Raw genomic sequence first — 14,427 nt, 5'->3', positions numbered from 1 at the left:
CGTTCCGTCTGGGCGAAGGCGAAGGCCTCGCCACACGCTATTCCCGCCCGAGCAACCGATAGGGCTCGCTGACCGCGATCACCGGCACGTCCCAGGGATGCGCCGCCAGCAGCCGATCGGCCAGCGCGTCTACATCCGCCTCCGCATCAAACATCGCGGTCAGGATGACGGTCGGCGACCAGCTTGCCTGCCCGACCGAACCCAGCGCCGGTACGGCGCCCTCGCCCGGCCGAAAGCCTTCATAGCCGAGCGACAGTTCCACCACCTCGCGATACCGCCCGAAATCGCCCAGCGGCGGGGTCCGCAGAATGGCGAGCAGTGCGGCGGCGGTCTCGTCCCGCTCGACCGCACCCGGCTCGCCCGCCATCAACGTTGCCAATGTGGCGGGTGCGACGGGGCAATAGACCCGTATGTCGCGAACCCACCGCATCGTGCTCATCCGAAATCGACCGCTTCGAAACGCAGCGGCTGGCCGGTCGGCGCGTCGGCGAGCTGGTCTTCCCACATGGCGATCTGCCCGCGAATGATGGTGCCGATCGGCTTGCCGGTCAGTTCCATGCCGGTAAAGGGCGACCAGCCGCACTTGGACTGAAGCCACTGATCCTCGATCGTCCAGCGCTTCTTCAGGTCGACGATGGTGAAGTCGGCGTCATAGCCCGACGCGATCCGCCCCTTGCCGACGATGCCGAAGATACGCTGCGCCCCCGCGCTGGTCAGTTCGATCACGCGCTGAAGCGAAAGACGGCCATTGGCGGCATGGTCGAGCAGCAGCGGCAACAGCGTCTGCACGCCGGGCATGCCGCTGGGGCTGCCGGGATAGGGCTTGGCCTTTTCCTCCAGCGTGTGCGGCGCATGGTCCGAGCCGATCACGTCGGGCACGCCCTGGTTGAGCCAGTACCACAGCCCGTCGCGATGCGCGCCCGAACGGATCGGCGGGTTCATCTGCGCCAGCGTGCCGAGGCGTGGATAGGCCTCCTCGCCCGCCAGGGTCAGATGCTGCGGCGTCACTTCGCAGGTCGCGATGTCCTTGTGCTGGGCGATATATTGCAGTTCGGCGGGCGTGGTGACGTGCAGGATATGGATGCGGCGCTTCGCCTCGCGGGCCAAGCGCAGGATGCGACGGGTGGCGAGCAACGCGCTCTCGTCGTCGCGCCAGACGGGGTGCGAAGAGGGATCGCCCTCGATCCGCTCATCGGCGCGCGCATTCATCCGGTCCTCGTCCTCGGCATGGATGGCGACGCGACGATGGCCCGAGGCGAGCACCTCGGCCAGCCGTGCGTCCTCGGACACCAGCAGGTCGCCGGTCGAGGCACCCATGAAGATCTTCACCCCTGCCGTGCCCGGCATCCGCTCCAGCTCGGCGAGATCGCGCGCATTATGGTTGGTCGCGCCGACATAGAAGGCGTGGTCGCAATACATGGTCCGGGCGCGGCTCAGCTTGTCGGTGATCGCGTCGGCCGAATCGGTGTTCGGCTTGGTATTGGGCATTTCGAAGACGGCGGTGACGCCGCCCATCACCGCCGCGCGGCTGCCCGAGGCCAGATCCTCCTTGTGCATCAGCCCGGGCTCGCGGAAATGGACCTGGGTGTCGATCACGCCGGGCAGGATGTCGAGCCCGGTGCAGTCGATCACGCGCCCCGCATCGCTCCCCCCGAACGCCCCGATCGCCACGATCTTGCCGTCCCGCACGCCGACATCGGCGCGGACCGGGCCGCCGGGGGTGTGAACGGTGCCGCCGGAGAGAAGCAGGTCGAAGGTCATGACAGAACGGGCCTTTCGCGAATGATCGCGCCTTCCTACCTTGACCGGATGAGCGATACCACCCCGACCGCCACCCCCGGTTCGACCTTGGCCGACCGCCGTCTTCTTCGTATCGCGGGGGAGGATGTACGCGGCTTTCTGCAGGGCTTGGTGACGCAGGACGTGGCCGGATTGACGCCCGACGCGCCGCGCTGGGCCGGGCTGCTGTCTCCGCAGGGCAAGGCATTGTTCGACTTCTTCCTGTGGGCCGATGGCGATGCCGTGCTGATCGATGCGGAGGCAGGACAGGCCGAAGCGCTGGCGCGGCGATTGAGCATGTACCGGTTGCGGCGGGCGATCACGATCGAGCCCGTCACCAACCTCGCGGTGCATTGGAGCCACGACGCCCCTGGGCGGCCCGACGATCCCCGGCTGGCGGCACTGGGCAAGCGCTGGCTGGCCCCGGCGGGGGATGCGGCGACGGGATGGCTGGCGCACCGCCTGTCGCTGGGCGTGGCCGAAGGGGTCGGCGAACTCGGCTCGGGCGAGACCTTGTGGCTGGAGTGCAATGCGCGCGAGCTGAACGGCGTCAGCTTTACCAAGGGCTGCTATGTCGGGCAGGAAAATACCGCGCGAATGCATCACCGGTCGAAGGTCAATCGACGGCTGGTGGTCGCGCCACTGGGCGAGGCGGAGGATCGGACACGGGTCCGCTATCCCGAACTGGGGTTGATGGTGGAGCATCGCCGGGTCGAGTCGCTGGGCGATGCCTTGCGCCCGGACTGGCTGGTCGCCGCGTTGGAGGAATCGGACCGGGACTGACCCGGTTCGGCGCTCATTGCGCGGTGTTGGCTTCGGTCGAAAGCGCTTGTTCGATCCGCGCGGTCGGCGCGGAGAGCATATGCCCCAACTGCACCGCGATCGTGGCGGCGGCGGCCAGGCCGAACAGGCATAGCGCGCCGAATTGCAGCGCGCTGGAGATGGAGCGACTGCGCTCCATGCGACGCGCGGCGTCGATTTCGCTGACCAGCCGATGGCGGGCGCTGCGACGATCCTCGCCAACCTCGATCGCGGCTGGTTTGCCCTCCAGACGCGGTTCGTTGACCAGCACATCGGCGCTGATGCGATCTTGGGTCCGAATGCCGGCGAAGCGATCCCGCTGCCAGATGACCCGGGCGATGACGACCTGACGCCCACGACGAATGTCGACATATTCGCCGGCTTGCAAAGGATCGTCGCTGGCGATCATCATCCCGCGCGACGAGATGTTATGAATACACGCGTCACCCCAGCCACGAGCGGACTTCATGCGACAGGGAATCAAAACCTGTCGGCGCGCCTCGCGGCTTTTGTAACTGGGGAGTCCCCGCGGCATGACGATCCTTTCGCGTCCGACGACTGTCCATATTGGTCAGACACGAAGAAAGTGTGAATCTGTTGCTGTCATAGGCGCAAATAATCTCCCGCGACAGGCGCAAGGGTCTTTCGGATCAGAGAGGCCTTTGGGATCGAAATCGGGGAAACGCCTATCCGGTCGCCTCCGCTAATCGATGACAGGCGGATGCCGAGGCCATTGATTAGGGACGAGCCGGAGGTTTGCCCCTCCGCCGGAAGGGCCGACCGGCCGGCTCACGCATGGCGCTGTCGGAACGGGGAGCCGCTCGCCCCATAAAAAAGGAGGCCGGCTTTCGCCGACCTCCCTCTTTTCGCAATCAGCCTTGGCTGAGCGTGGCTTATTGGCCAGCGCCCGGACCGTAGGTGATCTCGACGCGACGGTTCTGGACCTCGCGGACACCGTCCGCGGTCTGAACGCGCAGCTTGTCGCGCTGCTCGCCGAACGCTTCGGTGGTGATCGTGCCGTCCGGGATCGAACGCGACGTCATGTACGCCTTCACCGCGTCGGCACGACGCTGCGACAGACCCATGTTGTAACGCGGCGTACCCGAGGTGTCGGTGTAACCCGCAACCATCACGCGCGCATTGCCGCAGCTCTGGTACTGCGTGATCGCGTTGTCGAGGATCGACGCTGCTTCCGGAGTGACGTCCGACTTGTCCCATTCGAAGAACACGATGAACGGACCCGGCGAGCAAGGCACGGCCTCGGGGGCCGGCGGCGGGGGCGGCGGGGGAGGAGGAGGCGGGGGCGGCGGGGGCGGCGGCGGAGGCGGCGGAGCTGCCGGTTCGCCGAAGTTGTACGCCACGCCACCCAAGATCGAGTGCGAACGGAAACGACCGTCGTGCGTGTTGTTGGCAACGTCGACCAGCTTGACGTTCTCGGCGTTGAAGAAGCGATACTTCAGCGTCGCGTCGATGTGGTCGGTCAGCGGAGCACGGATGCCCGCCAGAGCCTGCCAAGCGAACACGGTGTCCGAGTCGTTCAGGAAGTCGGCACGGTTGTTGAGCGCGTAGTTCGCCTTGACGCGAGCAACGCCGACACCGCCGCCGACGAAGCCCTGGATGCCGTCGTCGGCACCAAAGTCGAGCAAGCCGTTCAGCATGAAGCTGAGCGCCGAAGTCGAGCCGCCGGCATAGCTGTAGCTGCCAGCCGGAACGGTGCCAGCACCGATGCCGGTGTTGGTCAGCGTCGTCGAGCTGTAGCCGTCAACCGTCGCGCGACGATAGCCGACTTCGGTTTCCAGACGGAAACCACCGAAGTCGTAACCCATCACGCCGTCGACGTCATAACCATAGTCATGGTCGACGCTGGCAACGCCAGTACGCGAAGCGCCGGTGACATCATAATCGATGTCTTCGACGATCATCCCGCCGCCTTCGATGCCGACGTACCACGACTTGTCGCGGGCGAGGGCAGGCGAAGCCAGAGCGGTGGAGGCAAGTGCCAGAACAATGGCAAGCTTCCGCATCATAGTCCCCTTTCTTGGTTGTCACTACGGACAGCGCAAACCCACTATCGGAGCGTTGGTTTCCACGCAAGCCAACAAAAGCCCGCCACTGTGGCATTAAAAGCACAGGATTTTTGTCAGCCAGAGGCGATCAAACCATGACTCCGCAAAGCGAAAATTACCGCATCCAGGGCAGAACGCGCTTCTAAATCAACAACTTGCCCTCCGTCCGGCATGGCGATGGACGATTGTTGCGTGCCCAAAACTTTTTTTCCAGCCACTATCACCTCGCGCGCCGGGACACGTCCGGTCCGCCATGCCGTGCCATCCCATTCGGACCGGCATTGTTCGGCCCTGTTCCACACCGACAGACCCGGACGCGGCGACAGGAATCGCCAGCCGCCCTCGGTCCATCCCGCCAGCATGGCGGGGCGATTTTGCCACGCCGCCACCGGCTGGTCGCCAACGACCCAGGCCTGTCCCGTCTCGACCGTATCGGGCGGAACATTAAGGCCCACGCTTTCGACACAGGGCTGCACCACCATGTCGAGCAGGGTCAGCGCCTCGTTATGGGTGATTTCCTTTTGCGCCTGGCCCGCCGCCAATAGCGGCAGCGTCCAGCGCGGCGTTTCTCCGCTCATCTCATCCCTCTCCCACGAATCCGACCAGCGGCGGCGACGCGCCCCAGGTCCCCAATTGCCGTATCGTCACCCGCTCGCCCACGCTGGCCGTGCCAGTCCAGCCGGGGGCGGTGACGATCGCCTCGCGCTCGCCGACGACGACGCGGTAACGCTCGGCTTCCTCGCCCAGCGGCGCGTCGACCCGGTCGAGCCAGCGCCAGCCGATCCGGCTGCGTCGCGTCCAGCCCAGGGTGACGCGGCCCTCCGCATCCCGTCGGCTTCGCAAACCGACCGGCGCGGGGGGCAGGATCGAACGACCGGCAACATCCGCCACGGCCTGCACCCCCTCGCTTCCATCGGCCACGCCATGCGCCAGGAAGCGGACGCGGGAACCGAGCGCCGTCATCGGCAGGTCGAGGGTCCGCACCGCCTCCGACGCGATCAGGGCGAAGGGTGTTCCGGGCACGGCCTGCCCGATCCGATCCTCCGTTCCACGCAGCCCGCGGCGCAGCTCGCTCAGCCGCCAGCGCCGGTCGCCCAAGGGCTCGGCACGCGCGAACTGGAGCAGCTCGCCGCCGACCCAGGCCAGGTTGCGTCCCGCCTCGATCGCCGCCGCATCGGCGTCGGCCAAGTCTTCGGCCACGGTCACCACCAAGGCCCCGCGCCGGTCGATCAGCGTCCCGCCCCCGCTACCGGACGTCACCGCCGTCACGCTCCCGATCACACCGGGCAGCGCGTCGGTGCCGATCGCGGTCCAGCTAGCCCCGTCGTCCAGGCTATAGGCGAGGTTCGCCCCCCGCCATCCCGGCCCGCCCGCCGCGACGATGGTCAAACGCGGAGCCGACAGCAGGTCATCGGTCAGCGGCGGCGTCTCGAAGACGAGCAGCCGGGTCGCCCCGACGCTCAGGTCCGCCGGACGCGCGATCCGCCCCGGTGACGCCGACAGGACCGGCCCGGCATGGCCGACCGGCACGCAGGTCAGGCGTACCGCCATCGCTTCCCACGCCGCCTCGACCACGCGCCACCGCCCCGCCTCGCCCGCGATGGCGACGATCCCGCCGGGGGCGACGGCCAGGCCCTCCGGACCCAACATGACGATACGTCGCACCCGCTCGGCCTGTCGGCGCGCCAGTCGATCTTCCGCCAGCGTTCTGGCGGTGCCGGCGCCGAGCGCGGCGGCCAGGTCCAGCCGCTCGTCCCGCACCCCGCCGGACCGGCGCGCGCGCTGCATCCCGATCTGATAATCGCGCGCCGGATCGTAATAGGCGACGGTCACGCTGGCGGGGATCACCGCCTCCGCCGCCACGTCGCGCTGGCCGCGCCGCCCCGGCCCCTGCGCACCCATCGCCTCGTCCCGGATGACGGTCGCGGTCGCGGCGGCGTCCGGGACGGCGAGCCTTACACCCGCCCCCTCCGCCACCCACTGGCCGCCGCTCATATCGGCGAGCATGTCCAGCACGGCGCGCACGCTGCCCCCGCTGGCCGCAAATCCCGCCACCATCGGCCCGGCGTCGCCCGCACGCACTAGCGGCGAAAGACCTTGCGCGATCATGCCGCAGGATATGGCCGCCGCATCCGCCTCCACCTCGAAGGTGAGTTGGGGAATCCGGTTGCCGAACTCGGCCAGCGCCAGCCCCTCGAACACCGCATAGGCAATCCCGCGAAAGGCCGAGCCGCGGGCACCTTCGATCGAGGCGATCAGCGGATCGACCGGCTGGGTCTCGGTACCCGTGTAGAGGCGAAAGCCGGTCGCGATTTTGAAATCGCCCGCTTCCCCGCGCAACAGGCGTCCATCGGCCCAGATGCGTCCGACGCGCCGGATCGTGCGCCCCGACAGAGCGACCGCGAAATTGGCGGAGTAGCTGTAGCTTTCCGTACCAGGCCGGCCCTTGCCCCCGCCGGAAACGCCGCGTGTTTCGACCAGATCGGTCGCCCAGATCACGGGTCCCGCCACGCGCATCGTGCCGAAGATCGCGGGCATCTGCGTACCATAGCTGGAAGTCTGCACCGACAATTCGGTCAGGCGCGGCCCTTGCCGCCGGGGCGATCCCAGCACGGCATGATCCACCCGGTTGCCGATCAGCGCGCCGATCGCCCCGCCCACGGGCCCCAGCAGCGCTCGGCCCACCGTGCCCAAGACCAAGGTCGCCATTATCCCTCCCCCTTCCAATATCCCAGGACCGGCCAGGGCGGCACGCCCGGCCGCCAGGCGACACGCGCCAGACCCGCATCGGCATGGACGATGCCATCGCTCACCCGGATCGCCAGATGCAGCTGCCCAGGCCCCGCGCGCAGCAGCATCACCGCGCCCGGCGCATCGTCCCCGCGCGCGAATTGCGCGTCGAGCAGCCCGACCACCCGAGCTTCATCCCCGCTCCGCCAGCCATAGCCGGTGGGCGCCACCCGCCCCGTCGCCGCGGCGACCAGACCGACACAGTCGAGGCCATGTGCAGGCTCGCGCCCGTGCAACCGGAACCGCGTGCCGACCAGCGCGCGCGCCGCCGCTTCCACCCGGCTCATGTACCGGGATAGCGGGTGAGCAGGTCGATGCCCGGCAGGAACGGCTCGCCGCGAAAGTTCACGACATTGTCGAAACGCGCCAGGCATGTCTCCAGCCGCTTGTCGCAGCCCTCGACCAGTTCGATCAGCGGATGGCCCGCCACCGCGAAGGCGGGCGGGGCGGAGAGCCGGAGCGTGGCGCCATCCGACCGGACGATCGGACTTTCCAGCCCGCCATTCTCCCCACCGAACCAGATCAGCCGCCCCTGGCCATAGGCGTTGGCGACCGGCTCGGTGCGATCCAGCGTCAGCATCACCGCGCCGTCCCACGCCGTCACCCGCGCGAAACGCCGCCGCCCCGCCATCGCCACCCGACACCGCCGATCGCCCAGCGTCGCGCGGCAATCGGGCGAGGTCTCCTCCGCCACCGGCCGGTCGAGCAGCGCACCCACCCCGCGCAGTTCGGCGGTGAAGCCGCCCTCACCCAGTTGGACCGACCCGATCCTGCCCTGCCCGAGCGGCACGGCGACCTCCTCGCCGGTCCAGTCGACCGCGATCGCCGCCACGCTCGCCCCGTCCCAGCGTCCCGCCAGCAGATCGCGCTCGTCGATCGCCACACTGGTCAGGGCGCCCGAAGCATCCATCAGATCCGGGTCCAACCCGTCGCCGCGCAGGATCGCACTCGGCGTCAGGCCGGGCGCGGCGCGGTAGCGAAGCCCCTCGATCCACAGATCGCGGTCATGGCCGGTCAGCCCGATCGTCACCCCGTCGCGCCGCTCGATCCGCCAGCACAGGACGCGCCCGGTCAGCGTATCGCCGCTCATGCCTCGCGCACCTCGACCAGTGGGACCGAAGGGGCCGCGCCTGCCCGGAACCCGGCCAGCGTCGCGCTCAGCCGATCCTCGGCGAAGCGGACGGGCACGTCGAAGGTGAAGTCGGCGCTGATCGCGTCCCCGATGGCGGGAGCGGTATCGAACAACAGCCAGCCGCCCGGTTCCATCACGAAGCCCGTCACGGCCCTGCCCGCCACCGTCACCGAGACGCTGCCGGCGACCGGCCGGGTGATGCGGCGCGACTGATCGCCATAATGACGGACCAGCGCGAAACGGCGCGTCGTACCGTCGCCGGTCCCGATGCTCTCGTCCATCCCGACGCTGTCGAAGGGATCGCGCAGGCGAAAGCCGCGTGCAGGGCCCATCCGCGCCCGGAAAAACGCCAGCAGTGCCGCGATGTCGTCCGCCGATCGGATGCCGGGGCCGACGTCATAGGTTGTCCGCGCCTCCGCCCAGCTCGCATTGCGTGCCTCGCGCCCGCCCGCGCTGGTCAGGATCGCGGTGGAGAAGCCAGGCGTCACCTCCGCCTCGCGCCCCAGCGCCAGGGGAAAAAGCACATCGTCGAAAGCCTGCATGTCATCCTCCCCCTCCCAACAGACGAAGCCGTCGCGCATCACCTGCGGCATCGCCCAGAGATATGTCGCGGCCACGCCCCGCTCTCGTGCCACATGCGCGGCGTCGGCGATCCATCCCCATTGCGCCCGCTGGTCGGCGCGCAGCACGAAGCCCGACAGATAATGTTGTCGCTCCGGCGGATAGCCGAGCCGCGCCTGGGCCAGCGCGACGCCCTTGCGGGTGGAGGCGGTGTCGCCCGCCGTCACCCAGTCATAATCCTCCAGTTGCAGCACATCGAAGGCCGGGCTCGCCCAGCCGACCGGCATGTTGGCGCGTTTGGCCTCGGGGGCCTGCGGATCGAGCACGGTCGGCAGATAGGTAAGCAGATGCGTGACGCATCCGGGGGCCGCCGCCTTCGCCGCCGCACAGAGCGCCGCGGTCGACGCCGCCAGACACGCTCCCGCCCGGTCGAGCGTGTCACGCTGCGCCTGCGTCTCCGCACCGCCGATGCTCGGCATCGCCACCGGCGCGAATGTCGCCACCGCCGCCGCGTCATAAAGGCAAGGCGCGCCGTCCGAGGGACGAACCCACCACCAGGGCTCGCCGACCTGGAATTTGGGATCGAGCCCCGCCGCTTGGCCGATCGCCAGAAACGCGCTCGCGACCGCCTGTAGATAGGCCATCGCGCCGCCATGCGCCGGGCTGAGCAGGGTCGAGGGCGGCGACCAGCCGGTCAGGGCGGGCGCTCCGTCCGCCGAGCGCTGTTTCCAATCGCCCCAGCAATGCGCGTCGAACAATTCGTAGGACAGCGACCAGATCAGCTCGTAACCCAGCTCCCTGGCCTCATCCGCGAAGCCACGATGCCAAGCCGCGCACGCCGCATTGAGCGCTCCGCCGACAAGGCTGGCATAAAGTCCCTCGCCATGGCGCTCGAGCCGGAAATAATGGCTCATCCCGACATAATGGACGATGCTGCCGCGATAGCCGAGGTGCAGCATGTTGCGCAGCAAACGCTGCGGGGTCAGGTGGTAGCTGTCGTCATAGCCGCTCGCGGTCCGAAAGCCATGTTCGCGCAATACCGCCGCGCCGATGCCGATCACCGCACCGGGACCGTCGCACGCCATGTCGGTCAGTTCGACCCAGCCCTGTTGTGGCTGCTGCAGCAACCGCGCGCTCGCGTCATAGCCCGGCGCGACCAGCGAGACGAACATCCGGTCGACATCCCCCGCCCAGACGGGATCGCGATCCTCGGGCGATCGAAATCCGCCATCGAGGTCGGCAAAGTCGAGGATGATCTCGGCATCGTCCGCCGTGCCGGCCGCGTAATTCCACAGCCGGACATACCAGGCGCGAGCCTGCCCCTGCGCGTCGCGACCCTCGATGGTCAATGTGGGCCCGTGAACGGCATCGAGCGGCTTGATCCCGCCCGAACGCCAGCGGAACCGCAACTGGCATTCCCGGTAGTCGCGCACCGTGTCATAGCGCAGCAGCGGGTGATCGTGCCGATCCGCCGACTCCCAGATCAGCCCCGCCAGATCGTCGGCGCGGTAGAAGACCGTATCGACACGAAGCGAGTCCGCCCCGCCCGCCACCACCGAGGCCATCATCGGGCGCGGGAAATCGACCGTCCAATATCGGGGATCGAAGCGGGAAAGCATATCGCTCCGCTGGTCCCGCCGCTCCTCCTGCAGACACCATTGCATCGTCCGTCTCCCAAATCCGGCCTGCGCCACTATCGGGCTTCTCCCTCCGCCGGGCCGACGCCGGCGATGGAGGGAGGGGGCAGCCTCAGTCCTCGGCCAGCGCCGCCCGTACGGCCCGCGCAACCTGTCGGCCGGAGCGTTGCAGCGCTCCGCTCGCCTCGCCTGCGCCGGCATGGATCGTGATCGCCACCCGAACGTCGCGCGGTGCGCCACCGGCGCGCAGCGTCTCAATCCGCCCACTGCTGGTCGGTACGAAGACCTCCGGCCCCCGCTCGCCGATCAGATAGGGACGATCGGGCGACACCGGCCCGCCGGTCGCCCGGCCGGGCAGCCCCGAGACCAGCCCCCCCAGCAGGTCGAGCAGACCCGCGCCGCCGCCCATCGACGCTACGCCCTGCCGCAGGGCGGCCCGCGCGATCGCATCCAGCGCCGACAGGGCCGTCGCCTTCAATTCCTCGAAACCGAACTTGCCGGTCCGTGCCGCACGAAGCAGCGCGCCCTCGACGCTTCGCGCGCCCAACTCGGCGGCATCGCCCAGCCCGCGCGACAATTCGCCGCGCATCGCCGCCATGTCGGCAGCGAAGCCGCGCATGTCGATGCGCGGTGCGATGTCCTGCTCATCCATCCGGATACATCTCCTGCAAGCGGGCGAGCGTGGCGGTCGAAGGCGGCGCGTCCCCTGCCCGCCCCGCGCCCGTCATCGCCGCCGCGACGCCGTGGAGCTCGGCCGGGGGGGCCCGCCAGAAGCGGGCGGGCGGCCAGCCCAGCACCGCCCCGGCCATTCCCGCCAGCCGCCCCGCCTCCTCGGCGAACGTCACCCCCCCCAGTATCTGGCGCAGCAATTGCCGCAGCACGGGCGCCAGCGCCGCCAGCCCCAGATCGACCAGCGCCTCGCCCAGCGTCTCGCGATTCAGCCCCTCGGGCACCTCGCGCAGGCAATGCCAGATCAGCGCCGCCGCCTCGCCCAGGGAAAGTTTACCCTCGCCCGCACGCTCGACCAGTTCGAACAGCGGGCCCAGTTCGCCCTCCGCCGCGACCAGCGCCTGGAAACTCGGTCGCACGACCAGTTCCGCACCGCCGATCCGCAACGGAGCCTCGCCCCGCATGGGATTCGCGCCCCCGCTCATGCCGCCACCACCGGGCCGGAGCTTTCCAGCGCGAGCGTGTAGGTCCGCTCACCGCCAAAGTCGCCGCTGTAATCGAGCCGCGACACCAGGAACCGCCCGGTCATCGAACCGCCGCTTTCGAAGCTCAGCCGATAGGTCTCGATCGTCCCCGCCAGGGCATGGCCGCGCATCCGCGATTCCGCCGCCGATCCGGTGAACACGCCCGCCCCCGCGACACTGACATGCCGGACACCCGCGCCGGACAGCAGTTCGCGCCAGCCGCCCGAATCCTTGCTGGTCACCACCACCGTCTCGCCATTGATCGACAGCTGCGTCGTGCGCAGCCCCGCCATCGTCGCAAAGGCGGGCGGCTCCGCCCCGTCGCCGATCTTGAGCAGAAAGGCGCTTCCCTTTTCGATTGCCATCTCCGTTCCCCCTTATTGATCCACCCGCCACAACCGGGCGCGCCACTCGACGCTCGCGGTCCAGCGCACGCCGTTCTTCGCCGTTCGCGTCGCCATCACGCTCAGCCCCGCGACCCGCCATCCGCCCGCCAGCGTCTCGGGCAATGCGATCCCCTCGACCGTCTGCATCGCAGCGCGCAGCCGCAGGGGACGCTCGCCCTCGTCGGAGAGGGTCAGGGTGACGCGCAGTTCGCGCCCCTCGATCCCGGCCGCGCCCCAATCGCCATCGCTCGGCTCGCCCAGCACCGCCTGCGGCACGCTCGCCCGCACCGGCGCGGCGTCGAACAGGCTGACCGCCAGCGGCCGCAAGGCGGCGCGCAAGACGTCGATCAGCCCGGCCCGCAACGCCTCGCGCGCGGTCATGCCCGACCCCTCGGGCTATCGAGCCGCATCCGCCGCCAGGGGCGCCACAGCGCCGCGACGGCGGCGGGCGGCACGGCTGCGGCATCGCGATTGTCGAACAGATGCGCGCCCATGATCGCCACGCCATGCGCGATCTCCGGGGGCAGGTTGGCCCAGCCATCGGCAAGCCCGGCGCGATACCGCACCGTCACCGGCCCGCTCGACCGGACCCAGCCGCGCCCGTCGCGGTCGATCTCGCCCAGGCCGTCGCCGACCGACAGGATCGCCGCGATCGGAGTGGCGCCCAGCGCCTGCCAGTCCGCCGCCCCCGGCAGTCGTTCCTCGCCCAGGCGCTGGATCAGCATCTGTCCGCAGAAGGATTCGGCCAGCCCCAGCGCGACGCCCGCGACGCGCTCGACCAGGGGGGCCTCATTGCCCTCCTCCAGTCGCAACAGGGCGCGCACCGCGCCGCCGCCGCCATGACGGTCGCGGCGGGCATGGGCTCCATCGTCCCGCTCATCATGAATTCTCCTTCACCGATACAAGTTGCGACATGTCCGACACGCCCGGGCCGGTCCCCCCCCCCCTCCTCCCCCCCCCCCCCCCGCCGCCCGCCCCCCCCTGGGGCCCCGGCCATGCCGCCCCGGCCCCCCCCCCGGCCGTGTCCGGCATCCTCCCTGAACTACGGGGCAGCCTCCTGCCGGCTGCCCCGATTTTTCGGAGGCTTAGTTCGCCGAGAATTTCATCAGCTTGATCGCCTCCGAGTCGCTGACGCAGCCGCCGACCCGCCGCGTGGCGTAGAAGGTGACGAACGGCTTGTTGCTGTAGGGATCACGCAGGATCGCGGTCTCGGCGCGTTCGGTGATGAGATAGCCCGCCTGGAAATTGCCGAACGCGATGGCGCAGGCGTCGGCCGTGACGTCGGGCATATCCTCCGCCTCGACCACCGGATAGCCGAGCAACGTCGCGGGCTGCCCCGCCGCCAGCCCCGGTGCCCAGAGGAACTGGCCATCGGTCGTCTTCAGCTTGCGGATGCGCGCCGAAGTGGCGGCGTTCATCACGAAACACGCCCCCTGGCGGTATGGCGCGCGCAAGCTCTGGACCAGCTCGATCAGCCGTTCGTCGGGGGCGGGCCCGAACGAGGCCGATGCGCCGGTCGCCAGATATTGCAACGTGCCGAAGGGGCGCGCGCCGTCCCTGGCGGCCGAGCTCAGGTTGGTCAGAAAGCCCTTGGGCCGGTTGACGCCCGATCCGGTGACGAACGCCTGCCCCTCGGCCCGCGCGAATTCGGTCGCGATCTCCCCCGCGAGCCAGCCCTCCACATCGAAGGCCGCATCGTCTAGCATCGCCTGGCTGGCCGAGGGGTTGGCGTAAAGCTCGCCCATCGGCGGCGCGAGTTCGACGAAGCTGGGCGTCGCCGTCTCGGGCCGCGCCGCCGTCTCGCTCGCCCAGCCCGAAGGCGTGCCGCCGGTCGTCACCAGCTTGCGATAGCCCGCCGACCCCACGCTCACGACGTTGGCGATGCCGCGGATCGGCGAGATGCTCTTCAACACCGAGGCGATCGCCGCATCGATCTCACGCGGGACGGCAAAGCCGCCGCTGTCACCGGTGGTGCCGGTAAAGGCCTTCAGCTCGACGGTGGTACCGCTGCGCACATAGCCGTCAAAGGCACCGCCGCTCTTGCGCGCACCATCCAGCACGGGTCGTTCGATCACGTCCATA

The 14,427-nt window shown here is 69.3% G+C and carries 16 protein-coding genes and 1 pseudogene; 1 reads left to right on the top strand and 16 read right to left on the bottom strand.

Annotated elements, in window-relative coordinates:
• Positions 1 to 37 precede the first annotated feature (37 nt).
• Complete coding sequence (locus tag ACWPWT_RS06670) at positions 38 to 439, bottom strand: hypothetical protein (RefSeq protein ID WP_454279048.1); 402 nt, start codon at positions 437 to 439, stop codon at positions 38 to 40.
• Positions 436 to 1,761: a dihydroorotase gene (locus ACWPWT_RS06665; protein WP_454279046.1), complete on the bottom strand. Its 1,326-nt coding sequence runs from the start codon at positions 1,759 to 1,761 to the stop codon at positions 436 to 438. Before ACWPWT_RS06665 ends, ACWPWT_RS06670 begins: the two co-directional genes overlap by 4 nt.
• 48 nt (positions 1,762 to 1,809) lie before the next feature.
• Between ACWPWT_RS06665 and ygfZ the strand changes: the two genes are divergently transcribed.
• Positions 1,810 to 2,562 carry a CAF17-like 4Fe-4S cluster assembly/insertion protein YgfZ gene (gene ygfZ / locus ACWPWT_RS06660; protein WP_454279044.1) on the top strand — a complete coding sequence of 251 codons (753 nt, stop codon included), beginning with the start codon at positions 1,810 to 1,812 and terminating at the stop codon, positions 2,560 to 2,562.
• Positions 2,563 to 2,575: 13 nt separating this feature from the next.
• On the opposite strand, the gene ACWPWT_RS06655 is transcribed toward ygfZ, so the two are convergent.
• From ACWPWT_RS06655 to ACWPWT_RS06590, 14 genes and pseudogenes are all read right to left on the bottom strand, one after another.
• Positions 2,576 to 3,115, bottom strand: a complete 540-nt coding sequence (locus ACWPWT_RS06655) for a PilZ domain-containing protein (protein ID WP_261268716.1) — start codon at positions 3,113 to 3,115, stop codon at positions 2,576 to 2,578.
• A 358-nt stretch (positions 3,116 to 3,473) separates the two neighbouring features.
• Positions 3,474 to 4,604, bottom strand: a complete 1,131-nt coding sequence (locus ACWPWT_RS06650) for an OmpA family protein (RefSeq protein WP_261268715.1) — start codon at positions 4,602 to 4,604, stop codon at positions 3,474 to 3,476.
• 116 nt (positions 4,605 to 4,720) lie between these two features.
• On the bottom strand, positions 4,721 to 5,224 hold the full coding sequence (locus ACWPWT_RS06645; RefSeq protein WP_454279043.1) for a DUF2793 domain-containing protein: 504 nt from the start codon (positions 5,222 to 5,224) through the stop codon (positions 4,721 to 4,723).
• 1 nt (position 5,225) lies between these two features.
• On the bottom strand, positions 5,226 to 7,355 hold the full coding sequence (locus ACWPWT_RS06640; protein ID WP_454279041.1) for a phage tail protein: 2,130 nt from the start codon (positions 7,353 to 7,355) through the stop codon (positions 5,226 to 5,228).
• Positions 7,355 to 7,723 (bottom strand): peptidoglycan endopeptidase, encoded by a 369-nt coding sequence (locus tag ACWPWT_RS06635; protein WP_454279040.1) that lies wholly within the window; start codon positions 7,721 to 7,723, stop codon positions 7,355 to 7,357. Before ACWPWT_RS06635 ends, ACWPWT_RS06640 begins: the two co-directional genes overlap by 1 nt.
• Positions 7,720 to 8,526, bottom strand: coding sequence for a DUF2163 domain-containing protein (locus tag ACWPWT_RS06630; protein WP_454279039.1), 807 nt, complete (start codon positions 8,524 to 8,526; stop codon positions 7,720 to 7,722). Before ACWPWT_RS06630 ends, ACWPWT_RS06635 begins: the two co-directional genes overlap by 4 nt.
• Entirely contained in the window at positions 8,523 to 10,793 is a 2,271-nt protein-coding gene (locus ACWPWT_RS06625; RefSeq protein WP_454279037.1) for a DUF2460 domain-containing protein, read from the bottom strand. The genes ACWPWT_RS06630 and ACWPWT_RS06625 overlap by 4 nt, the downstream gene beginning before the upstream one ends.
• Before the next feature lie 85 nt (positions 10,794 to 10,878).
• Positions 10,879 to 11,418, bottom strand: a complete 540-nt coding sequence (locus ACWPWT_RS06620; RefSeq protein WP_261268709.1) for a tail tape measure protein — start codon at positions 11,416 to 11,418, stop codon at positions 10,879 to 10,881.
• A complete protein-coding gene (locus tag ACWPWT_RS06615; protein WP_454279893.1) occupies positions 11,411 to 11,575 on the bottom strand; it encodes a phage tail assembly chaperone in 165 nt (54 codons plus the stop codon). The genes ACWPWT_RS06620 and ACWPWT_RS06615 overlap by 8 nt, the downstream gene beginning before the upstream one ends.
• Before the next feature lie 36 nt (positions 11,576 to 11,611).
• Positions 11,612 to 11,920, bottom strand: a pseudogene (locus tag ACWPWT_RS06610) (gene transfer agent family protein); the annotation flags it as partial.
• Positions 11,917 to 12,324 (bottom strand): phage major tail protein, TP901-1 family, encoded by a 408-nt coding sequence (locus ACWPWT_RS06605; RefSeq protein ID WP_261268706.1) that lies wholly within the window; start codon positions 12,322 to 12,324, stop codon positions 11,917 to 11,919. The pseudogene ACWPWT_RS06610 and the gene ACWPWT_RS06605, both read right to left, overlap by 4 nt.
• 12 nt (positions 12,325 to 12,336) lie before the next feature.
• Positions 12,337 to 12,726, bottom strand: a complete 390-nt coding sequence (gp17, locus tag ACWPWT_RS06600) for a tail completion protein gp17 (protein ID WP_454279036.1) — start codon at positions 12,724 to 12,726, stop codon at positions 12,337 to 12,339.
• Positions 12,723 to 13,169, bottom strand: a complete 447-nt coding sequence (locus tag ACWPWT_RS06595; RefSeq protein ID WP_454279035.1) for a hypothetical protein — start codon at positions 13,167 to 13,169, stop codon at positions 12,723 to 12,725. The genes gp17 and ACWPWT_RS06595 overlap by 4 nt, the downstream gene beginning before the upstream one ends.
• 261 nt (positions 13,170 to 13,430) lie before the next feature.
• Positions 13,431 to 14,426, bottom strand: a complete 996-nt coding sequence (locus ACWPWT_RS06590) for a phage major capsid protein (protein WP_454279034.1) — start codon at positions 14,424 to 14,426, stop codon at positions 13,431 to 13,433.
• Between the last annotated feature and the right edge of the window lies 1 nt (position 14,427).

This window comes from Sphingomonas sp. Marseille-Q8236 (assembly GCF_965112005.1).
Note: the sequence above shows the minus strand (reverse complement) of the source record. Positions and strands in the feature narration are given on the sequence as shown.